This is a genomic window from Nocardia sp. NPDC051321 (assembly GCF_044455225.1).
Classification (GTDB): Bacteria; Actinomycetota; Actinomycetes; order Mycobacteriales; family Mycobacteriaceae; genus Nocardia.
Window position 1 is genome coordinate 96,995 of record NZ_JBITEM010000021.1, and the last position, 22,207, is coordinate 119,201.

The 22,207-nt window shown below is 67.4% G+C and carries 22 protein-coding genes; 14 read left to right on the forward strand and 8 right to left on the reverse strand.

Going from position 1 to position 22,207, the window contains the following annotated elements; translation table 11 throughout:
• The 3 genes from ACIA8C_RS38770 to ACIA8C_RS38780 form a co-directional block, all read right to left on the reverse strand.
• Positions 1 to 522, reverse strand: coding sequence for a hypothetical protein (locus tag ACIA8C_RS38770; RefSeq protein WP_397143684.1), 522 nt, complete (start codon positions 520 to 522; stop codon positions 1 to 3).
• Positions 523 to 783: 261 nt separating this feature from the next.
• Complete coding sequence (locus tag ACIA8C_RS38775) at positions 784 to 1,200, reverse strand: acyl-CoA thioesterase (RefSeq protein ID WP_397143686.1); 417 nt, start codon at positions 1,198 to 1,200, stop codon at positions 784 to 786.
• Between the two features lie 79 nt (positions 1,201 to 1,279).
• Entirely contained in the window at positions 1,280 to 1,780 is a 501-nt protein-coding gene (locus tag ACIA8C_RS38780) for a cupin domain-containing protein (protein WP_397143688.1), read from the reverse strand.
• Between the two features lie 102 nt (positions 1,781 to 1,882).
• Between ACIA8C_RS38780 and ACIA8C_RS38785 the strand changes: the two genes are divergently transcribed.
• On the forward strand, positions 1,883 to 2,428 hold the full coding sequence (locus ACIA8C_RS38785; protein WP_397143690.1) for a MarR family winged helix-turn-helix transcriptional regulator: 546 nt from the start codon (positions 1,883 to 1,885) through the stop codon (positions 2,426 to 2,428).
• A gap of 282 nt (positions 2,429 to 2,710) precedes the next feature.
• Complete coding sequence (locus tag ACIA8C_RS38790; RefSeq protein ID WP_397143692.1) at positions 2,711 to 3,505, forward strand: hypothetical protein; 795 nt, start codon at positions 2,711 to 2,713, stop codon at positions 3,503 to 3,505.
• 7 nt (positions 3,506 to 3,512) lie between these two features.
• Here ACIA8C_RS38790 and ACIA8C_RS38795 read toward each other — a convergent pair whose 3' ends face one another.
• Together ACIA8C_RS38795 and ACIA8C_RS38800 are read right to left on the reverse strand one after the other, a co-directional pair.
• Entirely contained in the window at positions 3,513 to 4,079 is a 567-nt protein-coding gene (locus tag ACIA8C_RS38795) for a TetR/AcrR family transcriptional regulator (RefSeq protein ID WP_147132001.1), read from the reverse strand.
• Positions 4,080 to 4,166: 87 nt separating this feature from the next.
• Complete coding sequence (locus tag ACIA8C_RS38800) at positions 4,167 to 6,986, reverse strand: aconitate hydratase (protein WP_397143694.1); 2,820 nt, start codon at positions 6,984 to 6,986, stop codon at positions 4,167 to 4,169.
• A 366-nt stretch (positions 6,987 to 7,352) separates the two neighbouring features.
• Here ACIA8C_RS38800 and ACIA8C_RS38805 point away from each other — a divergent pair, with 366 nt between their 5' ends.
• From ACIA8C_RS38805 to ACIA8C_RS38845, 9 genes are all read left to right on the forward strand, one after another.
• Positions 7,353 to 7,925, forward strand: a complete 573-nt coding sequence (locus ACIA8C_RS38805) for a DUF6676 family protein (RefSeq protein ID WP_397143696.1) — start codon at positions 7,353 to 7,355, stop codon at positions 7,923 to 7,925.
• A gap of 265 nt (positions 7,926 to 8,190) precedes the next feature.
• Entirely contained in the window at positions 8,191 to 9,603 is a 1,413-nt protein-coding gene (locus ACIA8C_RS38810; protein WP_397143698.1) for an NlpC/P60 family protein, read from the forward strand.
• A 156-nt stretch (positions 9,604 to 9,759) separates the two neighbouring features.
• Positions 9,760 to 10,956, forward strand: coding sequence for an AAA family ATPase (locus ACIA8C_RS38815; protein WP_397143700.1), 1,197 nt, complete (start codon positions 9,760 to 9,762; stop codon positions 10,954 to 10,956).
• 119 nt (positions 10,957 to 11,075) lie between these two features.
• On the forward strand, positions 11,076 to 11,987 hold the full coding sequence (locus ACIA8C_RS38820; protein ID WP_397143785.1) for a DUF58 domain-containing protein: 912 nt from the start codon (positions 11,076 to 11,078) through the stop codon (positions 11,985 to 11,987).
• The gene (locus ACIA8C_RS38825) at positions 11,984 to 12,985 is read left to right on the forward strand and encodes a VWA domain-containing protein (protein WP_397143702.1); all 1,002 of its coding nucleotides are present in this window, start codon (positions 11,984 to 11,986) and stop codon (positions 12,983 to 12,985) included. The genes ACIA8C_RS38820 and ACIA8C_RS38825 overlap by 4 nt, the downstream gene beginning before the upstream one ends.
• Positions 12,986 to 13,047: 62 nt before the next feature.
• On the forward strand, positions 13,048 to 13,335 hold the full coding sequence (locus tag ACIA8C_RS38830) for a peptidase inhibitor family I36 protein (protein ID WP_397143704.1): 288 nt from the start codon (positions 13,048 to 13,050) through the stop codon (positions 13,333 to 13,335).
• 151 nt (positions 13,336 to 13,486) lie between these two features.
• Positions 13,487 to 14,203, forward strand: a complete 717-nt coding sequence (fabG1, locus tag ACIA8C_RS38835; RefSeq protein WP_397143706.1) for a 3-oxoacyl-ACP reductase FabG1 — start codon at positions 13,487 to 13,489, stop codon at positions 14,201 to 14,203.
• 78 nt (positions 14,204 to 14,281) lie between these two features.
• Complete coding sequence (gene inhA, locus ACIA8C_RS38840) at positions 14,282 to 15,118, forward strand: NADH-dependent enoyl-ACP reductase InhA (protein WP_396990885.1); 837 nt, start codon at positions 14,282 to 14,284, stop codon at positions 15,116 to 15,118.
• An 18-nt stretch (positions 15,119 to 15,136) separates the two neighbouring features.
• A complete protein-coding gene (locus ACIA8C_RS38845) occupies positions 15,137 to 16,198 on the forward strand; it encodes a ferrochelatase (RefSeq protein WP_397143708.1) in 1,062 nt (353 codons plus the stop codon).
• Between the two features lie 228 nt (positions 16,199 to 16,426).
• Here the strand turns inward: ACIA8C_RS38845 and ACIA8C_RS38850 are convergent, their stop codons facing one another.
• The 3 genes from ACIA8C_RS38850 to ACIA8C_RS38860 all read right to left on the reverse strand — a co-directional run bounded on the left by ACIA8C_RS38850 (position 16,427) and on the right by ACIA8C_RS38860 (position 18,965).
• Positions 16,427 to 17,203, reverse strand: coding sequence for a S1 family peptidase (locus ACIA8C_RS38850; protein WP_397143710.1), 777 nt, complete (start codon positions 17,201 to 17,203; stop codon positions 16,427 to 16,429).
• A 28-nt stretch (positions 17,204 to 17,231) separates the two neighbouring features.
• Entirely contained in the window at positions 17,232 to 18,047 is an 816-nt protein-coding gene (locus tag ACIA8C_RS38855) for a hypothetical protein (RefSeq protein ID WP_397143712.1), read from the reverse strand.
• Between the two features lie 90 nt (positions 18,048 to 18,137).
• A complete protein-coding gene (locus ACIA8C_RS38860) occupies positions 18,138 to 18,965 on the reverse strand; it encodes a DUF3097 domain-containing protein (protein ID WP_397143714.1) in 828 nt (275 codons plus the stop codon).
• 151 nt (positions 18,966 to 19,116) lie between these two features.
• Here ACIA8C_RS38860 and ACIA8C_RS38865 point away from each other — a divergent pair, with 151 nt between their 5' ends.
• Genes ACIA8C_RS38865 through ACIA8C_RS38875 form a run of 3 tightly spaced genes read left to right on the forward strand, consistent with a single transcriptional unit; the run spans position 19,117 to position 22,199 of the window.
• A complete protein-coding gene (locus ACIA8C_RS38865; RefSeq protein ID WP_397143716.1) occupies positions 19,117 to 19,548 on the forward strand; it encodes an NfeD family protein in 432 nt (143 codons plus the stop codon).
• The gene (locus ACIA8C_RS38870) at positions 19,548 to 20,870 is read left to right on the forward strand and encodes an SPFH domain-containing protein (protein WP_397143718.1); all 1,323 of its coding nucleotides are present in this window, start codon (positions 19,548 to 19,550) and stop codon (positions 20,868 to 20,870) included. Before ACIA8C_RS38865 ends, ACIA8C_RS38870 begins: the two co-directional genes overlap by 1 nt.
• 33 nt (positions 20,871 to 20,903) lie before the next feature.
• Positions 20,904 to 22,199 carry an ABC transporter substrate-binding protein gene (locus ACIA8C_RS38875; protein ID WP_397143720.1) on the forward strand — a complete coding sequence of 432 codons (1,296 nt, stop codon included), beginning with the start codon at positions 20,904 to 20,906 and terminating at the stop codon, positions 22,197 to 22,199.
• The last annotated feature ends 8 nt before the right edge of the window (positions 22,200 to 22,207 follow it).

The following is a 22,207-nucleotide window of genomic DNA, read 5'->3' on the forward strand; positions in this document are numbered from 1 at the left end:
TCAGTCGAGACTGTCGCAGTTGATGCCGTCGTCGCTGGTCGCGTGCGACTTGGTCTGGCAGTAGGTAAAGGTCGCGCCGTGCGCGCCGGTGAGGTCGGCGAGTTGCAGGCGGTCGGCCCAGGTTTCGGTGAGCTGCTGCAACTGCTCGTCGCCGAGCGCCGCGGACGGTGCCTCGGTGAGCGTCATCGGCCGGTCGACAAGGTCGATGCGCAGGCGGCGGGTGAAGTCGGCGGTGGCACCCGCGCGGATATCGACCAGCACCGGGCGACCGCCGTGTTCCGGCGCGTCGGACCGGGTGGTGACTCCGTCGGGCATCGTGGCGATGCCATCGGGCACCCGCGAGACCCCGTCCGGCAGTGGCGAATCGAGCACGCGCAACACGTCGGACCGACAGAACGTCCACGTTCCCTCGGCGACCCGCACGGTGATATCGCGTTCCGACTCCGCTACCAGCAAACCCTGCAGCGGCGGAACGCGGTCACTCTTCGGCGCGGTGCCAGGAAGGCGGAGTGCGTCGGTCATAACTTGTTTCTCCGATCTGCTCGCGATTTGCCACGACCCCCGAGCGTGAACTGGATCATATCGCGCAGCGAGGGCGGATCGGATCGGATCGGGAGATTTCACGGCCGGTGGCAAACCGGATTTCGACGCAGGATGCGCTAGCGCCGAAAGTTTTTCGGTACACCAGAAATAGTTCCTGTGCAACCGTTTAGCTATTTCCGAACGGAAAATTTGAGGAATGCGTTGCCGTGGGTTGACGGCTGTGCATCCGTACTTACCGCTTCACAGACCGAGCAGGTCCGGGCGCTCGGCCAGCGCCGCGAGGCGTTCGCCCGGCGCGGCGACGAGCTTGCGGGCGGTGAGATCGAGCAGGCCGCCGGTCGTTGATATCTCGGCGGCGACGGTGCCGTCGAGTTTGCGGATCTCGTGCCGGAATCGAAAGGTTTTACCGGTCGACCATTCGAAGTCGACCGAAACGGTGACCTCGTCGCCGCCGCGCAGCTCCCGCAGGTACTTGATGGTGTTTTCGAGCACGACCGGACCGATGCCGCCTGCGACGAGTTTGTCCTGCGGCGCGCCTGCCGCACGGAGCAGTTCCCATCGGGCGTGTTCGGCGTATTGCAGATAGACCGCCTGGTTCAGGTGTCCTTGCGTGTCGAGCTCGTAACCGCGAACGACGATCGGAACGGAAAAGGTCATCTCCTGCGAACCTCCTTCGCGGCCGGAGTTGTTCCGACCTGCAACGACGGGTTGGTCACAGTCGAATTGTGCACCTGTCTCAGCGGCGATTGGCGTTGCGCTCGGCCCACCAGTTCGGCGCGTCGACGAAGTGGTTGTCGAACTCCTCCTGCGCGGCCGCGAGGTCGGCCAGCGGCGATTCGCCCTTGGCGATGCGGTCGAGCAGCCGGAAGTATTCGAAGCGCTGCACCCCGGGCATGAGCGCGATCATGATTCGCGCGGAGCTGTCGGGCGTGGCGCCGAAGGCGTGCGGCATGAATTTCGGCACCACGATCGAGCCGCCGGTGCCGACGGTGACGATCTTGTCGCCGGCCAGCAGTTGCAGTTCGCCGTCGGCGACGTAGAACAGCTCGTCCGAGCTGGTGTGATAGTGCGGCGCCGCGCCGTCCGCCCCCGGCCGCATGGTGACCTCGAGCGTGCTCAGCGCACCGTCGGTGGCCTCGGCATCGAGGAGCAGCCGCATGGTGACCGCGTCGGTGCCCAATGTCTCGGCGTCCCGCGGCTGACGGATCGCGGCGTCCATGCGAGGGGTGGTGCTCATGATGCTCTCCAAGTAGTTCGGTGATTGATAATTCGCTACCGAACTATATATCGACGAATAGAATCCTGTCCATGGCTGAGACGCGACTGATTTCGCAAGCACATGGGTGACCCAACGACCCCGTCGTCCGCTCGGCCGTCGGTCGGCGGCGCGGGGGACGATCCCGTCGACGTGATCATCGGGCAGTGGCGGCGCGAACGACCCGACCTCGAACTGGAGGCCATGTCGATTCTCGGCCGCCTCGCCCGCCTGCTCATCGTCGGCCAGCGGACGGTGGAGGAGGTCTTCACCGCACACGGATTGCAGCGCGGCGAGTTCGATGTGCTTGCGGCGCTGCGTCGTTCGGGCGAACCGTACGAGCTGAACCCGTCCGTGCTCGCCGACACGCTGATGCTGTCGCGCGCGGGCATGACCGGCCGTCTTGACCGGCTGGAGTCGGCCGGGCTGGTCCGGCGGATCGCCGACCCCACCGACCGCCGCGCCGTGCGCGTCGCACTCACCGCCGACGGCCGCAAGCTCATCGACCGAGTCGTCACCGCACACGCCGACAACGAAACCCGCATGCTGGCAGTGCTTTCCGCGGCCGACCGCAGCGAACTCGACCGCATCGCCCGCGTGCTACTGGACAGTCTGGAATCGGGGGAGTAGTCCGGGCCGTAACAGCCGCCATCAGCGTCTGTGAGTAGCCCTTACCGCACAGCGAAAGATGGCACGCCAGAGCGAACGCCCGGCCGCTTAATCCTCGCTATCCCTCGTGGACGTAATGAGCCTGGTCTGCCGCGAGTCCGAATGGGGTCGCGGCGGGTCCGTTCGGAGTCGCGGGTTCGGTGAGCGGATCGAGTAGTTCGTTACTCGGGTAATGCCTGCGCAGCGGGGTTTACCGTGGGGTTCCGCGCCGAAGCCTCGGCGTGGTCGGCTAGGAGATCAACGATGATCGACATCATCACCCTGCGCGGCACCGGTGAGTCGCGGAACCCGGATGGGGCGCCCGCGGGAATGCTGCACGACGTCACCAAGCTGCTCGATACCGAACGGTTCTCGTTCTTCGAGCCGAATTGGCCCGCGTCGGTGGGGCCGGACCCGAATGTCTGGGGCTCATCGCTGGACACGTCCGTGCGGCTCGGTACCGCGGCGGGGGTCAAGGCGATCCAGGATTCGCCGAATGTCTGTGGGCTACTGAGCTATTCACTCGGCGGGATCTGCGCGAGCCACATTCTGGAGGGGGTGCGCTCAGGTAAGTACAAGAACTCCGACGGGTCACCGCTGGAGATCGCGTTCGCGGTGAATATCGCCAACCCGTTGCGCAGGGCGGGTGAGTCGGTCGGGAATCTCTGCCCGCCGTCGACCTATGGCCTGCACGGTCAGCGCGGCGCCTGGCCCGCCGCGGTCGCCGTCCGTGAGTACGCCAATCCGGGCGATATCATCACCGCCGCACCCGCCGATTCGCCGCTCCGGTTCATCGACGTCGGCATCTCACCGTTCTCTTTCCTGGAGGGGGCCCGCATCGGCAACCTCGGTCCGCTGATATTCGCCGAGCTGCTCGAATGGTTGATGCACGATCCGATCGCGAACCTCGATCGATATGCCGCGGCCGTCCGCGGGATCGTCGGCTACCTCACCCCGTGGCCGGACGGTCAGCACGTGCTGTACTCCGGGCACAACATGCCGGGCACCGGCCGTCTGTGGACGACCGACGCGGCCGACTACATCAACGCGACCTTCTGAAGCGACCTCAGTCCCGCCGACGCACCGACGCTTCGACGAGATCCAGTACCGCGGTGAGGTTTTCGTTCGTATGCCCGGAGGCGATCCGAGCGATCAACCCGTCGAGCACCAGATCGAGATAACCGAGCAGCACATCGGTGGGCACGTCATCACGCAACGCCCCCGCGGCCTTGCGCCGCTCCAACCGAGCCAATGTCGCGGCGGTCAGTTCCGCCGACCGCTGAGTCCACCCCGCGCGGAACTCAGGATCGGTGCGCAACCGCCGCGCGATCTCCAAACGTGTGCCAAGCCAATTGAATTGCTCGGGATGGGCGAGCATGTCCCGCATCACCCCGACGATGCCCTGATTGGCCGCGACATCGGCCATCCGTTCGGCGTCCTCCTGCGCGAGCGCGAGGAACAGCGCGTCCTTGTCCCGGAAGTGATGAAAGATGGCGCCGCGGGACAGCCCGATCTCCTCCTCGAGGCGTCGCACCGTCGCGCCCTCGTACCCGTATTCGGCAAAGCAGCGCCGCGCCCCGTCGAGAATCTGGCTGCGCCGGGCGGCGAGGTGATCATCACTGACTTTGGGCATGGCGGGCGTGCTCCTCCAGGAGGTGTGAGAAGTCCGCGCACCGCGAAAACGCGGTGCGCGGACCCTCGACTAACGGCGTGTGGGTAATCAGCCGCGAATCATGTTGCGCAGCACGTACTGCAGGATGCCGCCGTTGCGGTAGTAATCGGCCTCACCGGGGGTGTCGATCCGGACCACGGCGTCGAAGGTGATCTTGTCACCGTTCTCCTTGGTGGCGGTGACCTTCAAGGTCTTCGGCGTCGTGCCCTCGTTCAGCTTGGTGATGCCCTCGATGTCGAAGGTCTCGGTGCCGTCCAACTTCAGCGACGCGGCCGACTCGCCGGCCGGGAACTGCAGCGGAATGACGCCCATGCCAATGAGATTCGAGCGGTGGATGCGCTCGAAGGACTCGGTGATGACGGCCTTCACGCCGAGCAGCGAGGTGCCCTTGGCCGCCCAGTCACGCGAGGAACCCGAGCCGTACTCCTTGCCGCCGAGCACGACCAGCGGGATACCCGCGGCCTGGTAGTTCTGCGCGGCGTCGTAGATGAAGGCCTGCGGGCCGCCGTCCTGGGTGAAGTCGCGGGTGTAACCGCCCGAGACGTCGTCGAGCAGCTGGTTGCGCAGCCGGATGTTGGCGAAGGTGCCGCGGATCATCACCTCGTGGTTACCGCGACGCGAGCCGTAGGAGTTGTAGTCCTTGCGCTCGACGCCGTGGCCCTCGAGGTACTGCGCGGCCGGCGTGCCCGCCTTGATGTTGCCCGCGGGGGAGATGTGGTCGGTGGTGACCGAATCGCCGAGCAGGGCGAGCACCCTGGCGCCGGAGATGTCGCTGACCGGCTCCGGCTCCGGCGGCATGCCGTCGAAGTACGGGGGCTTGCGCACGTAGGTGGAGTCGGCGTCCCAGTCGAAGATCTTGCCCTCGGGGGTCTCCAGGCCGCGCCAGCGCTCGTCACCCTTGAACACGTCGGCGTAGGACTTGATGAACATGTCCTGGCTGATCGCGGTGCCGATGGTCTCCTCGATCTCCTTCGAGGAGGGCCAGATGTCCTTCAGGAAGACGTCGTTGCCGTCCGCGTCCTGGCCGAGCGCGTCGTGCTCGAAGTCGAAGTCCATCGTTCCGGCGAGCGCGTATGCGATGACCAGCGGCGGCGAGGCCAGGTAGTTCATCTTCACGTCGGGGGAGATGCGGCCTTCGAAGTTGCGGTTGCCGGAGAGCACCGCGGTGACCGAGAGGTCGTTGTCGTTGATCGCCTTGGACACGGCCTCCGGCAGCGGGCCGGTGTTGCCGATGCAGGTGGCGCAGCCGTAGCCGACCAGGAAGAAGCCGAGCTTCTCCAGGTAGGGCCACAGGCCGGCCTTGTTGTAGTAGTCGTTGACGACCTGCGAACCCGGCGCCATGGAGGTCTTCACCCACGGCTTGGAGGTCAGGCCCTTGTCGACGGCGTTGCGCGCGAGCAGCGCGGCGCCGAGCATGACCGACGGGTTGGAGGTATTGGTGCAGGAGGTGATCGAGGCGACCACCACCGCGCCATGGTCGAGCACGAAGTCGCCGTACTCCTCCGAGGACACCTTGACCGGCTTGCTCGGGCGGCCGACGGCACCGTTCGCGGCGGACGGGATCAGCACCGCGTCGTCGTCGGCGAAGGACAGCACGGCCGGATCGCTGGCCGGGAAGGACTCCTCGATGGCCTCGTCGAGGTGGGTGTGCGGGGTGGCGGCGGCGGGGCCGCTCTCCGCGTCGTTGGTGTAGTTGTGGATGTCCTTGCGGAACGCGGTCTTGGAGTCCGACAACAGGATTCGGTCCTGCGGCCGCTTCGGGCCCGCGATGGACGGCACCACATCGCCGAGGTCGAGCTCCATGTACTCCGAGTACACCGGCTCGTGCTCGGCGTCGTGCCACATGCCCTGTTCCTTGGCGTACGCCTCGACCAGCGCGAGCTGCTCGTCGCTACGACCGGTCAGGCGCAGGTAGTCGATGGTCACCTCGTCGATCGGGAAGATCGCTGCGGTGGAACCGAATTCGGGGCTCATGTTGCCAAGGGTCGCGCGGTTCGCGAGGGGCACCTCGGCGACGCCCTTGCCGTAGAACTCGACGAACTTGCCGACGACGCCGTGCTTGCGCAGCATGTCGGTGACGGTGAGCACCACATCGGTGGCGGTGACGCCGGGCTTGATCTCACCGGTCAGCTTGAAGCCGACGACGCGCGGGATCAGCATCGAGACGGGCTGGCCGAGCATGGCCGCCTCGGCCTCGATACCGCCGACGCCCCAACCCAATACGCCGAGGCCGTTCACCATCGTGGTGTGCGAGTCGGTGCCGACACAGGTGTCCGGGTAGGCCTGGCCGTTGCGGACCATGACCGTGCGGGCCAGGTGCTCGATGTTGACCTGGTGCACGATGCCGGTGCCGGGGGGGACGACCTTGAAGTCGTCGAACGCGCCCTGGCCCCAGCGCAGGAACTGGTAGCGCTCCCGGTTGCGGGAGTACTCGATGTCGACGTTGCGCTCGAGCGCGTCGGCGCGGCCGAACACGTCGATGATCACCGAGTGGTCGATGACCATCTCGGCGGGTGCCAGCGGGTTGACCTTGTCCGGGTCGCCGCCGAGGGTCTTGACGGCCTCACGCATGGTGGCGAGGTCGACGATGCAGGGCACGCCGGTGAAGTCCTGCATGATCACGCGGGCCGGGGTGAACTGGATCTCGATGCTCGGCTCGGCCGAGGCATCCCATTCGGCGATGGCGCGAATGTGATCGGCGGTGATGTTCGCGCCGTCCTCGGTGCGAAGCAGGTTCTCCGCGAGGACCTTGAGTGCGTAGGGGAGTTTCTTGGTGCCGGGCACGGCGGAGAGGCGGAAGATCTCGTAGGAGTTGCTTCCGACCTCGAGGGTGCCCTTGGCGCCGAAAGTATCGATACTTGTCGTCACGTCAGCTCCACTCGTCTGTGAGGGTTGGCCGTCGGCGGGGCTGCGCCGGCGGCGGGTTGTTCGAGCGACCTGCAAGCAGTCGCTACGGTGGTCTTTGCAGGTGTTCCGGGACCGGAGGGCGCCGGTTCCGCGCGCTACGACCTTAACAGTACGCTTGTCCTGTGAAGGGCGCGGGGCCCGCCCCGTAAGTGTGCGCCGCCGCTCGTGCCCGGCCGCGCGGGGGCGCGTCGGGTGCCGTCTGCGCGTACACCGACTCTCCGTCGCGTACTGTGCTTTCGGAGCCAGCCGGGTGGCGTGGTGCTCACCCCGCAGTGTTGGATGCACGTCGCTTCGGATGCCGATGCGGCTCGACAGACCGGATGGAAGATGACCGTCTCGCACACCTCGGTTTTCACACCCATGGCCGCCGAACTGCCGCCGAACTTCACCGAGGACACCGTCACCACCATCAACGCCGATTTGGCCGACAACCATGTCGCCACGGTGGATGGCAAGGATCAGACGGAGTTGGCGGCCGTCGCCGCCGACGCGAGAGCGCATGGCATCCCGCTCGACATCGTGGTCGTGCCCGGCGCTCCCGGCCACGAAAGCCTGCGTGACCTGGCCACCGAGATCGGTCACAGCCAGCAGGGCACCGTCCTGGTGCTGAGTGACGAATGGGCGGGAACGTACAGCGACAGCATCTCCCGGGTCCGCCTCGAGTGGGCCGAGGACAAGGCGAAGTTCAACGGCGGGCACTCCGCCGAGGCGGCACAGCATTTCGTGGACAAGCTGGAGCAGCCGGAGACGGTGTCCTGGAATGCGATCGCCAGTGTGTTGCTCGCTGGCACCGCAGCGGTAGTGATCGGGCTCTACTTTGTGAAGTCGCGTCGGCGTGCCGAACCCGCCACGCCGGTGAGTGTTTCAGATTCCGAGGGTGATCGGGCCTCCACCGCATAGCTGGTTGCTAACCAGCTACTTTCCCTGACGACCGGTATGTTCTACCGCTCGGAAACCTTTGTCACATACGGCTAATTCCAGGCAACGGCGAAATTACACGCCTGTCATTCTGTGGCTGGAGTTCCTTTGGTGACTCGAGTGTCGTACGGTCGTGTAGTTACCGATGGGGAAGAAGTGTTGTCAAGGGTTATCTGCCGACCATTGAGCGGGTAGGTGCGGTTGGTGCTCATGGTGCGTTGCTGGAGTCGGGTCCTTGGGAGGTGCGATGCGCAACAACGGCGAGGCCGCTTATCGACGTCCGCTGGGAGTCGCTCTGGGGTTGCTGGTGACCGTCGTCGTGGTGCTGGCCGGGCCTGCCGTCGCGGTGCCGCCCGCCCCGCCGAATCCCAGTGACGGCCAGATCGCCGATGCCGGAGCGCAAGTCGACGCGAGCGTGACCGAGGTCGGCGGCCTGATCAATCAGGTCGCGGCGGTCGAGCAGCAGTTGCAGCAGCTCGACAGCGAGGTCGCGCGCAAGCGCGAGGAAGTGAACAAGGCCCTGGTCGATCTGCAGAACGCGCGTGCCGCCGCCGACGCGGCCGCCGCCCTTGTGCAGGACACCCAGCGCGAATTGGCCGACGCCGGAACAAAAGTCGGCGCCGCGCGACGCAATTTCGACCAGTTCGCGGCCCAGGCCTACACCCGCCCCGCCGCAGAGTCGATGGTCGTCTACCTAGCCGCGGCCACCCCGGCCGCCGCCCTCGACCAGGCCCAACTCCTAGCCTTGGTCTCGAAGAACCAGCAGCAGGTCCTGGACAGCCTACGCCGCGCCCAGATCGACCAGGGCAACAAGAATTCCAGTGCACGCCAAGCGAAGTCGGACGCCGACGCGGCCGCCGCGGCCGCCGAGCAGGCCAAGGTCGACGCCGAGCACGCGGTCACCGCCGCCAAGGCCGCCCTGGACGCACAAACCGTGCAGCGCGACAACCTGCAACGCCAGCGCCAGGATGCGCAGGGCCGCTTGGACTTCGCCAGGCAGAACGTAGCGGGCCTGCAAGGGCAACGCGACGTCTATCTGAACTGGGAACAGCAGCGCAAGGCCGAGGAGGCCGCGGTGCGCGCCGCCGCCGCGGCCGCCGCGGCCCGCGCCAACGCCGACCAGAACGCGCAGGGTCGGGCCGGGCAACTCGGCGAGGGCAAGCGCCCGCACACTCAGCTGGAGAATTCACCACCGCGCCGCGGCACCCCGCGTCCGAGCCTGCCGTCCATCGGTGGCTCCGCGGCGATCGAGACGGTGGTCGACCGCGCCATGTCCCAGCTTGGCGTCATCTACGCCTGGGGCGGTGGCGACGAGGACGGCCCGACCTACGGCATCCACGACGGCGGCGTCGCCGACAGCTACGGCGATTACGGCAAGATCGGCTTCGACTGCTCCGGCCTGATGATCTACGCCTTTGCCGGGATCGGGGTTTCGCTGCCGCACTACAGCGGGTACCAGTACAACGCGGGCACTCGCGTGCCGGTCGATCAGCGCGCCCGCGGCGACATGCTGTTCTGGGGCGCGAACGCCAGCGAGCATGTCGCGTTGTACCTGGGCAACGGCCAAATGATCGAGGCGCCGGAGTCCGGCGAGGTGGTCCGGGTGACGTCGGTGCGCGAGGGTGGCATCATGCCCTACGCGGTGCGGATCGTCAGCTGACGGTTCTTCGTCGGGCAAAACACGTAGCCGCGCACTTGCCCCGAACCGGACACCTGAAAGCTTTGAATTCCCTTCATGTCGGGTCCGGTTGCGGCACATACGGCCATTACCTGGAATAGTTGTGGCAGCACGCACAGGACCAAAGCGAAAGCGGGGATGTTGGTGACTTCGACAGACGGTGTGAGCGGGGCGAATTTGGCGAAAGACGCGCCTGCCACGCCTAGCACCCTGGAGCGTGACGTCCAGACGCTGGAGAAGGCGATCTACGAGGTCAAGCGGGTAATCGTCGGCCAGGATCGGCTGGTCGAGCGGCTGCTCGTCGGCGTGCTCGCCCGTGGTCACGTACTGCTCGAAGGCGTGCCGGGCATCGCGAAGACGCTCGCCGTGGAGACCTTCGCCAAGGTGATCGGCGGCTCGTTCTCCCGGGTGCAGTTCACCCCCGACCTGGTGCCGACCGACCTCATCGGTACCCGTATCTACCGGCAGGGCCGCGAGGAGTTCGACACCGAGCTCGGCCCGGTCGTCGCGAACTTCGTGCTCGCCGACGAGATCAACCGCGCGCCCGCGAAGGTGCAGTCGGCACTGCTCGAGGTGATGGCCGAGCGGCACGTGTCGATCGGCGGCAAGACCTACCCGATGCCGAATCCCTTCCTGGTGATGGCGACGCAGAACCCGATCGAGAGCGAGGGCGTGTACCCGCTGCCCGAAGCGCAGCGCGACCGCTTTCTGTTCAAGGTCGTCGTCGACTACCCCTCGGTCGAGGAGGAGCGCGAGATCATCTACCGGATGGGTGTCACCCCGCCGGAGGCGACGCGCATCCTGACCCCGGAAGATGTGGTCCGCCTGCAGCAGGTCGCGGCCACCGTCTTCGTGCATCACGCGCTGGTCGACTACGTGGTCCGGGTGATCGCGGCGACCCGCAAGCCCGCCGACTTCGGCATGCAGGACGTGGCCAGCTGGATCGCCTACGGCGCCTCGCCACGCGCCAGCCTCGGCATCATCGCCGCGGCCCGCGCCGTCGCGCTGATCCGCGGTCGCGACTACGTGGTGCCGCAGGACGTGGTCGAGGTGATCCCGGACGTGCTCCGGCACCGCCTCGTGCTGTCCTACGACGCGCTGGCCGACGAGATCAGCCCCGAGGAAGTGATCAAGCGGGTGCTGCAGACCATCGGCATGCCCCAGGTCGCTCCGCAGGCCGTCGCGCCGGGCGCGGCTCCGGTCAATTCCGGTGCGCCGCAGCAGAATGTGCCGCAGCCCGCGCAGCAGCCGCAGCAGCAGGGCGTCCCGCAGCCGGTGCCGCAGCAGCCGAACGGGCAGCAGTCCCAGCCCGCCGGCAACGTTCAGCACAAGTGACCGCGGCGCCGGAACCGTTCCAGTCCGTGCCTACCCACCCCCGGTCGGCTCCGCCTCCCTACCAGCCCCCACTAGGCCCGTCGACTCCGCACGCTCCGCCGTCCTTCCACTCGGGCGAGCTGACCGACCCGCGGCTGGCCGCGGCGCTGAAAACGCTCGAGCTCACGGTGCGCCGCAGGCTCGACGGCGTGCTGCACGGCGACCACCTCGGCCTGATCCCCGGCCCCGGCTCCGAGCCGGGCGAGGCGCGCACCTATCAGCCGGGTGACGATGTGCGGCAGATGGATTGGTCGGTCACCGCCCGCACCACCCATCCGCACGTGCGGCAGACCATCGCCGACCGTGAGCTGGAAACCTGGATGGTCATCGACCTGTCGGCCAGCCTCGACTTCGGCACCGCGCTGTGCCAGAAGCGCGACCTGGCCATCGCCGCCGCGGCCGCCATCACCCACCTCACCAGCGGTGGCGGCAACCGGATCGGTGCCGTCGTCGCGACCGGTGAGGAATTGGTCCGGGTGCCGGCGCGCAGCGGACGGGTGCACGCCCAGTCGCTGCTGCGCAGCATCGCGACCACCCCGCACGCGCGCGACGGGGTGCGCGGCGATCTGCGCGGCGGCATCGAATCGCTGCGCCGCCCGCAGCGCAAACGCGGCCTCGCGGTGATCATCAGCGACTTCCTCGGCGACATCGACTGGCAGCGTTCGCTGCGCGCCATCTCGGCGCGGCACGACCTGCTCGCGGTGGAGGTGCTCGACCCGCGCGACCTGTCGCTGCCCGACGTCGGTGACGTCGTGCTGCACGACCCGGAGACCGGGCGCACCCGCGAATTCAGCGTGACGCCAACGCTGCGTGCCGATTTCGCGGCCGCCGCGCAGCGGCACCGGGATCAGGTCGAACAGGCTTTGCGGAGCTGCGGCGCGCCGGTGCTCACTTTGCAGACCGATCGGGACTGGATCTCCGACGTGGTCCGGTTCGTGTCCACCCGGCGCCACAGCTTCGGCGCCCCGACCGGGCGGGTGCCACGCCAGTGAGTATTTCGCATTTCACCGCAACGTTCTGGCTTGGTTTCCTGGTCGTCATCGCGTTGATCGCGCTGGGCTATGTGCTGGTCCAGCGCGGCAAGCACAAGCACATGATGCAGTTCACCAACATGGAGCTGCTCGAGAAGGTCGCGCCGACGCGACCGAGCCTGTTCCGTCATGTGCCGATCGTGCTCATGGTGATCGGGCTGGTGTTCTTGACGATCGCGGCGGCCGGGCCGACCGCGGTGAAGAAGGTGGCCCGCAACCGGGCGACGGTCATGCTGGTGATGGACGTGTCGCTGTCGATGGAGGCGACCGACGTGCCGCCGAGCCGGATCGAGGTCGCGAAGAAGGCGGGCAAGGATTTCGTCGACGGCCTGCCGGAGGGACTCAACATCGGGTTCATCACCTTCGCGGGCACGGCGTCGGTGATGGTGACGCCGACGACCAACCACGAGTCGGTCAAGGCGGCGATCGACAACGCGAAGCTCGCCGAGCGCACGGCCACCGGCGAGGGCATCATCACCGCACTCAACGCGATCGACACCCTCGCGTCGGTGCTCGGCGGCGCCAACGAACCGCCGCCTGCTCGGATCGTGCTGATGTCGGACGGCAAGCAGACCGTCCCCGCGTATGAGGACGTGGACAATCCGCGGCACGAGTTCGTCGCCGCGCGACTGGCCAAGAACAAGAACGTCCCGATTTCGACGATCTCCTACGGCACCAAATGGGGTGTTGTCGAGATTCCGCACGAGGGCGGCGGTACCGACAAGGTGAAGGTGGAAGTCGACGACGACGCGATGCGCGAGATCGCGCGGCTGTCCGGCGGCGAGTTCTACTCCGCCTCCACCCTGCAGGAACTGAGCAAGGTGTACGACACCCTCGAACAGCAGATCGGCTTCGAGCTGACCAGAGGCGACGCGAGCAGGCCGTGGTTGCTGCTCGGGCTGCTGATCACGGCCGCGGGTGTGATCACCGGGCTGCTGTATCGCCAGCGTCTGCCGTAAGCGTCGAGTTGCGTTGGCAGCTCTGCCATTTCGGGAATGGCAGAGCTGCGGCAGGGCGATGCGTGCCGGGGCAGGCTTCCGCGCAGTCGTGTGGCGCGGACGCCTGCCTGTGGTCGGGCGACAACTATTCGGGTAGTGCCTGGGCGTTGTCGCACTCTGCCAGCAGCGAGAACTACTGCACGGAGCTGCCGGGACAGGTTCAATCGGTGTTCAACAATTCCCAGGTGCAGTTGATGTTGTCCGAAGGGACGTGCGGTTCGCCAGGCGCATACAAGTACGTCTCACCGGGCGAAGCTGTTCCGTCCCTGGGATTCGCCGCGACGGTGTTGTCGTGGTGCCCTAGCTGCTGAGCGCCCCGTCCCATCCGGCGGCGGCCGGGCCCGTCCGGCGATCCACACCGATGCCGGCACCGTCGTGGTGCCGGCATCGGTCGTCTGTGCGGCTGGAGACGGTGGTCGGGCGGGTCGTAACCGCCAGATCCGACCGGGTAGGTTGTTGCCCATGTCGAACATCACAGCCCGGTCCGTCCTGGTGACCGGCGGTAATCGTGGCATCGGTCTGGCAGTCGCACAGCGCTTGGTCGCGGATGGTCACAAGGTGGCCGTCACGCATCGTGGGTCAGGGGTGCCGGACGGCCTGTTCGGCGTGAAATGCGATGTGACCGATAGTGCTTCGGTCGATGCCGCGTTCACCGAGGTCGAGGAGAAGCAGGGTCCGGTCGAGGTGCTGGTCGCGAACGCGGGCATCACCGACGACACGCTGCTGATGCGGATGACCGAGGAGCAGTTCACCAGGGTCATCGACGCGAACCTGACCGGTGCGTTCCGCTGTGCCAAGCGGGCTAATCGGGCGATGCTGCGGGCGCGCTGGGGCCGGATGATCTTCCTCGGCTCGGTGGTCGGCCTCGGCGGTGGCCCCGGCCAGATCAACTACGCCTCGTCCAAGGCCGGTGTCGTCGGCCTGGCGCGTTCGATCACCCGTGAGCTCGGCTCGCGCTCGATTACCGCGAATGTCGTCGCGCCCGGCTTCATCGAGACGGACATGACCGCCGAACTGCCGCAGGACATGCGCGATATGGCCAAGAAGTTCATTCCACTGCAGCGCCTCGGCCAGCCGGAAGACGTTGCGGCCGTGGTCAGCTTCCTGGCCTCGGAGGATTCCCGCTACGTGTCCGGTGCGATCATTCCGGTCGACGGCGGCATGGGCATGGGTCACTGACCCGACCGACCCTGCGGCCGGCGAAACCTCGGCGGCCGCAAGCAATTCCACACTCGACTCCAGGAGAACCGAAAACTTATGGGCGGACTGCTCGAAGGTAAGACCATTCTGGTCACCGGCATCATCACTGACTCGTCGATCGCCTTCCACGCGGCCGCGGTCGCGCAGGAGCAGGGCGCGAAGGTGATCATCACCGGCATTCCGGAGCGGCTGCGGCTGATCGACCGGATCGCCAGGCGGCTGCCGCAAGAGGTCCCCCCGGCCATCCCGCTCGACGTCACCAACGAGGAAAACCTCGGCGAGCTGGCGGACAAGGTGCGCGAGCTGGCGCCAGAGGGCGTCGACGGCGTGCTGCACTCGATCGCGTTCGCGCCGCGCACGCTGATGGGTCCGGAGGCGCGTCCGTTCCTCGACGGCCCCGGCCCGGACGCCGCCAAGGCGTTCGAGATCTCCGCGTGGAGCTACGCGTCGCTGGCCCGCGCGGTGCTGCCGGTGATGAACGAGCGCGGCTCGATCGTCGGCATGGACTTCGATCCGCGCACCGCGATGCCGTACTACAACTGGATGGGTGTGGCCAAGGCCGCGCTCGAGTCGGTCAACCGGTACGTGGCGCGAGAGGTGGGCGCCGCCAAGAAGATTCGCTCGAATCTCATCGCCGCAGGCCCGATCAAGACCCTCGCGGCCAAGGCCATCGCCGGCACCGCGACCGACGACGCCGCCAAGCTCAACCAGCTCAACGAGTACTGGGACGGCGCGTCGCCGATCGGCTGGGACGTCGACGACCCGACGGTGGTCGCCAAGTCGATCGTCGCGCTGCTGTCGGACTGGCTGCCCGGCACCACCGCGTCGATCATCTACGTCGACGGCGGAGCCAGCCACAACACCTGGTTCCCCGAAGGCATGTCGATCAACTGATCTTCCTAGGAGGACATTGTGGTTCGGGCCGCTGACGCGTTGCTGCTGTTGTCCTTCGGCGGTCCGGAACGCCCCGAGGACGTGATGCCGTTCCTGGAGAACGTCACTCGGGGCCGGGGAGTGCCGCGCGAACGCCTCGAAGAGGTCGCGCAGCACTACCTGCACTTCGGCGGGGTGTCGCCGATCAACGCGCTCAACCGGGACATCATCGCGGCGGTCGAGGCCGAATTGGCCACGGCGGGTATCGATCTCCCGGTGTACTTCGGTAATCGGAACTGGTCTCCGATGGTCGAGGACACCGTCGCGCGGATGGCCGCCGACGGTGTTCGCTCCGCACTGGTGTTCCCCACCTCGGCGTGGGGTGGTTACTCGGGTTGCCTGCAGTATCACGAGGACATCACCAGGGCACGCACCGCGTTCGGCGACGACGCACCGGAGCTGGTCAAGTTGCGTCAGTACTTCGACCACCCGTTGCTGATCGAGGCGTTCGCCGACGCCATTCGGGCCGCGCGGCAAGAACTTCCGGCCGAGCGGCGCGACGGTGCGCGGCTCGTCTGCACCGCGCACTCCATTCCGGTCAGCGCCGACACGGCCGCTGGTCCGCCTGCCGACGGTGGTCATCTGTACAGCCGTCAGGTCGCCGAAGCCGCCCGGTTATCCGCCGCCGCAACGGGTTTCACCGACTACGACCTCGTCTGGCAATCGCGCTCCGGCCCGCCGCAGGTGCCGTGGCTCGACCCCGACATCGTCGACCACCTCGACGATCTCGCCGCCAAGAATGTCGAGGCGGTCATCGTCTGTCCCGTCGGTTTCGTGTCCGATCACCTCGAGGTGATCTGGGATCTGGACAACGAGGCAAAGGAGAAGGCCGCCGAACTCGGCATGACCTTCGCCCGCGCCGCCACCCCCGGCACCGACCCGCGCTTCGCCCAGTTGGTCGTCGAATTGATCGATGAGCAGCTGAACGACACCGCCGCCCGCCACCTCGGCGAGGTTCCCGGCTACGGCTGCACGCTGAACGGTGCGCCCTGCGCCATCGGCTGCTGTGCCCCGCAGCGGCGTCCCGCAGTTGTGAAATGACGCGAATCGGCTTGCGATAGCATCGCGTTCCGAAAAGCCCAGGCGGGCAGCGCCTGTACCCCACCCGTTGTATCACCGCTCACCGTTTGTTTAACCCGCACACCCAGTAGACGTGGTGTGCGGCTCCCACAACCGGTGAGCATCCCTCAACCCCCCACGCAGACAGCGGAACCCGGAACGGCACCGCGTCGTAGGCATCGAGGTGAGTCAAATGGTTGCTGTTGGAGATCAATTGGCGACCATATGACTCACCTCGATGAAATTGCTCGGGATGCGAGCGTAGACCCCCGGGAAGCCCGGGCGGGCAGCGCCTTTGCCCCATGACGTGAGGCCGACCAGCTGTCCGTCGACGAGAAGCGGTCCGCCGCTGTCGTATTCGGCGGTGTCGGCTTCGGGTGAACCGGCGCACAGCATTTCGTTCGGATCGAACGCGGCACCGTAGGCGGCGGCGCAGTCGGCGTCCGGGACGAGCGGCACCGTGGCGGTGCGCAGGTGGGTGTTCGACTCGTCGGCCTCGGAGGTGGCACCCCAGCCGAGGATGGTGCCGGTGTTCGCCTGAGCGGCGGCGACTTTCACGAACGGGCCGGGCTGCGGCTGGTCCAGGATGAGGATGGCCAGATCGTTGTGATGCACGGTCTCGCCCTCGAAGTCGGTGTCGTGGAAGCCGGGGTGGATGCGAATGTCCTTGACGTGCACCTTGACTCCGTCGGAGTCGCGTAGGTCGGTGCGTCCGAAGGTGACCGTGACCGCCTGGGCGACCAGTTGCGCGAGCGATACACAGTGCGCCGCGGTGAGTACCTGGTCGGGGGCGATCAGTGTGCCACCGCAGAACTGGCCGGACGGCCTGGTGAAGAACAGCGGGCTGCCGACCGCCCCGAGCCACGGATAGGCGCTCGCCTCGGTCTCGGTGCCACCGACGATCGCCGACGCGGGCGCCGCGGCGGGCAGGCCGAGGGCGAGCAGCGCGGCCACGAGGGTCGCGGCACCGCGACGCGGGAAGTTCATGTCGTACCGCCTGCTGAGGAGGGCTGGTTCATGGCGTACTGCGAGCCGCCGCGTGAATGGCCACCAGACGTGCCGCGCGGATAGCATCCCACAGCGGTCGTAGTAGTGACTCCTGGGCGCCGATCGCACTGGCCGAGGTCGGCGAGGATGCCGGTTCCCGTTGCGCCACAGTGAGTATCGCAGCGACATGGTCGGCGGTGTCGAGAATCTTCCTGGCCCGCAACGGGATAGAGCCGGGGTAGTCGTGCCGGGAGTAGTCGGCGAGCTCGGCCTCGATGAGTTCCCTCGGATCGGAATCGGCCGAGCCGACCGAGGTGGTGTGCAACCGCATCAGCGCGTCGGCGGCGTCGCGGACCGCTTCGCGCATCGCGTATTCGGCCTCGCCGAGCGACATGTCCTGACCGGGGACCGGCGGAATCGGCGTGCTGTAGACGGCCCACTGGAGCGTGTCGTCGTCGGTCCACTGCGGGATCAGGCCGGTGCCTTCGGTGCCGGGCACGCCGATGAGCAGTCCCTCTTCCGCCTCGATCGCGTCGGCCGCGAAGGCGGTGCCGGTGGGCAGGCCGCGCACGTCGCCCGGCACCGGAAGCACCAGCCGCAGCTGGGCGCCGGGTTGGGCCATGCTCTCGCGAATCACCTTGAGCAGCGCCATCATTCCGGTGCCGGGCAGGTTGCCCCTGGACGACCACGGCAGGTCGGTGCGGCCGCCGGTGACCGGATCACCGGCGGCGATGGTGTGCTGGGGCGCCCACGCGTGCAGGGCCTCCAGTACGTCGTCGGGCGCGCTACAGCCGGCCAGCCAGGAGCCGGCCCACACCGTCAGCGTGGCACTAGGAGAGCACATAATTATCGAGCATAAAGGGTGACGGTTATTCGCGGGCATTCCCGGAAAGGGCATTCCTGAGCAGCGGCGCGAGGGCACCCGCGCGACCTGCTATTCCGGCTCGGTGACGAAGTCGATGAGCCGTTCCACCGCTCCGATGAGCGGCGCCTCCAGGTCGCGGAAGGACTCGACGGCGTTGTACACCCGCCGCCAGCCCTCCTGCGGGGTGCCCCAGCCCAATCGATCACAAATGCCGGTTTTCCAGTCTTCGCCGCGCGGCACCTCCGGCCATGCGGCGATCCCGACGGTCGCCGGGCGCACCGCCTGCCAGACATCGATATAGGGATGACCGGTGACCAGCACGTTCGCGCCGAGCCCGGTGGTGAGCTGGGTTTCCTTGGATCCGGTGACCAGGTGGTCGACCAGCACCCCGACCCGGCGGCCCGGTCCCGGCGCGAATTCGGTGAGGCGCTCGGCCAGGTTGTCCAAACCCTCCAGATGCTCGACGACCACGCCTTCGACGCGCAGGTCGTGTCCCCAGACCCGCTCTACCAGCGCGGCGTCGTGCACGCCCTCCACCCAGATCCGGCTGGTCCGTGCGACCCGTGCGCGCAGACCCTCCACCCGCGTCGAGCCGGAGGCCGAGCGCGTTTCCTTCTTCGGGGCGGCGGCCGATGGCCGGACCAACGTGACCGGCTCGCCGTCGATCAGGAACGCGGCCTCGCGCAGCGCGAACAAGCGCACCGCGCCGCGCGCGTCCTCGAGTTTCACGAACTCGCCGTCGTAGCTGCGATCGAAACCCACAACGGCGCCGCAGAATCCGCTGGCCGCGTCCTCGACCACGAGGTCGCGCTCCGCCATTACCTGCGGTACCGCCCGCTTTTTCGCTCGGGAGTGTCCGGAGAAGATGTCGCCGCCATAGCTGTTATGCCCGCTCACCCGCCTGAAGCTAGCACCGCCGCTGGCGATTTCGATACATCGGCCCGGCCAGCGCGTCCACCCGCGGTCGGCGCGCGATTCGTGATTCACCCGAGATCTGTAGTCGTGTCAGTGCGGCCCCAGAACATCACCCGCGCACTAGAGTGGTTTCGTGGCCGCAATAGTTTGGCTGGTCGCGGGCATCTTGCTCGCGGCGGCGGAAATGCTCACCGGCGACCTGACGCTGCTCATGCTCGGCGTCGCCGCGCTCGGCACCGCGGGCGTCAGCGCGGTCGCGGACACCACGCTGGTGGTCGACGCCATCGTCTTCGGCGTGCTCACGCTGGTGCTGTTCCTCGGCGTGCGGCCGATGCTGCGGCGCCGCTTCGGCACGCCGCCGCCGATCCCGACGAACGTGGATGCGCTACAGGGTAAGTCGGCGCTGGTGCTCGAGGAGGTCGCCGCGCACTCCGGCCAGGTGAAACTGGGCGGGGAAGTCTGGTCCGCGCGGCCGATGGACGAGTCCGAGGTTTATGAACCGGGTACGAAGGTGTATGTCATGAGGATCGAAGGCGCGACCGCCGTCGTCTGGAAGGGGCCGTAATGGCTGTACTGATCGTTGCCGCCGTACTCGTGCTTTTGGTTGTGGTGGTGGTGTTCAAGTCGATCGCGCTGGTGCCGCAGGCCGAGGCGGCGGTGATCGAGCGGCTCGGCCGGTATTCGCGCACGGTGTCGGGCCAGCTGACGTTCCTGGTCCCGTTCGCCGACCGCATCCGCGCCAAGGTGGACCTGCGCGAGCGGGTAGTGTCCTTCCCGCCGCAGCCGGTGATCACCGAGGACAACCTCACGCTGCACATCGACACCGTGGTGTATTTCCAGGTCACCAGCCCGCAGGCGGCGGTCTACGAGATCAGCAACTACATCGCCGCGGTCGAGCAGCTCACCGTCACCACGCTGCGCAACGTGGTCGGCGGCATGACGTTGGAACAGACGCTGACCTCCCGCGATCAGATCAACGGCCAGCTGCGCGGCGTGCTGGACGAGGCGACCGGGCGCTGGGGCCTGCGAGTGGCGCGCGTCGAGCTGAAGAGCATCGACCCGCCTGCCTCCATCCAGGAGTCGATGGAAAAGCAGATGAAGGCCGACCGCGAGAAGCGCGCGATGATCCTCACCGCCGAGGGCACCCGCGAATCGCAGATCAAGATGGCCGAGGGTTCCAAGCAGGCGCAGGTGCTCTCCGCCGAGGGCGCCAAGCAGTCGGCGATCCTGGAGGCCGAAGGTGAACGGCAGAGCCGCATCCTGCGCGCGCAGGGCGAGCGGGCCGCCTCCTACCTGCAGGCACAGGGCCAGGCCAAGGCCATCGAAAAGGTCTTCGCCGCAATCAAGAACGGCAAGCCGACGCCGGAACTGCTTGCCTACCAATACATGCAGACACTGCCGATGGTCGCGCGCGGCGACGCCAACAAGGTGTGGCTGGTGCCGAGCGACTTCGGCAAGGCGCTCGAAGGATTCGCGACCAGCTTCGGCAGCAAGGGCGAGGACGGCATCTTCCGCTACGAGGCGCCCACCGCCGACGGCGAACCGGCCAAGGTGGAGGACGACTCCGAGGACGTCGCCGACTGGTTCGACACCGCACCCGACCCCGCCATCGAACGCGCGGTGCGCGCGGCGGAGGAGACCGCCCGCAAGCCGGTGGAGGGATTGATGACCGCGGCGACGACACCACCGGCGCATCAGGCGTCGCCCCATCAAGCGGTGATGCCGCCGCGCGAGGAGGCGTACCCGCCGCAGCAGGAGACCCCGCCGCAACAGCAACTGCCGCAACAACAACCGCCGCAGCAACCGCCCCAGCAGCAACCGCCGGCCTACCGCCCCGACGACCCACACGGTCGGCCGTGGCAGCCGCCGGAGAACTTCTCGAAGTAGGCCGGTCGCACGAAATAGCCAGGCCCGGGGGATATGCGAAGCAGGCGGGAACTACTGCAGGTGGCGCTGATAGCGCCGCTGGCAGCCGCCTGTGCCCCCGATCTGCTGCTCGGTAACCCCGGTGCCGTGCGCATCGGGGTGTCGTGGAGCGGTGCCGAACTGGCGGCGTTCCGCGCCGTGCTCGCCCGCCTCGGCTACGACGAACAGGTGGACGTCGTTCCGCTCGGCGACGAAATCGAGACCGCGTTCACGGCGGGCGGGCGGTCCGCGCCGGACATCGTGATGCTGCCGCAGGCGGGCCGGGTGCGGCCGCTCGCCGAGCAACAGAAGCTGCGGCCGGTCCGCGACACGCTGTGGTTCGACGAGCTCGGCTCGCGTTACCCGGACGTGTGGCGGCAGTTGTTGCAGCACAACGGAAAACCGTACGGTGTGCCGTTCAAAGCGGCGGATAAGTCGATGGTCTGGTACGACCGACAACTCGTCGACAAGTACGGGCTCGGGGATCCGGTCGGCTGGACCCTCGCGGACTGGCTGGACCGCATGGAGGTCCTCGCCGAAACACCGGTTCGGCTGCTCGCCCTTGGCGCCGCGGACGGCTGGGTGCTCACCGATGTCTTCGAGAACGCGCTGCTCGCCGAATCGCCCCGCATCTATGACGAGGTGGCCGTCGCACGCACTGATCGGACCTGGGAGAGCCCCGCGGTGCGGGCCGCGTTCAATCATCTCGGTTCGCTGTGGGGGCATCGGCATGCGTTTCCCGGTGGCGTCGCTGCCGCGTTGACCCGCCAATTCCCGGACGCGGTTCGCGAGGTATTCGAGCATCGGCGCGCGGTCATGGTGGTCGAATCGGATTTCGCCGAGCCGATCGTCCGCGCCGCGGTCCAGCGCTCGGGGCGGCGCGCCGAAGACGTGGTCGGTGTCGCCGCCTTTCCGGCCGTCGCGGCCGATCTGGATCCGCCACGGATCGTCGGCGGCGACGTCATGGTGGTCACCGAGTCGGCGGCCGACCGGGCCATGGAAGTGGTTGGTGCCCTTGCCGATCCGGCGGCGCCGCTGCCCTGGATCGAGAACTACGGGGGCTTCATCGCGCCGAACCTTCGGACCAACGCCCGATATTCCCCCTTCCTCGAGTCCTCGGCCCGCACCCTGAGCACCCGCAGCGCCTTCGATCTGTCCGACCGGATCGGCGCGGTCGGTGGCCGAAACGGCTTGTGGCGCATACTGACCGACTTCCTGATCGCGGTCGGCGACGGAAAGACCGAACGGCTCGACGACGCGACCGATCGCGCGATCGCCGCGCTCGACGCGGTGGATCGCGGGCAGCGATGATGGCCAGC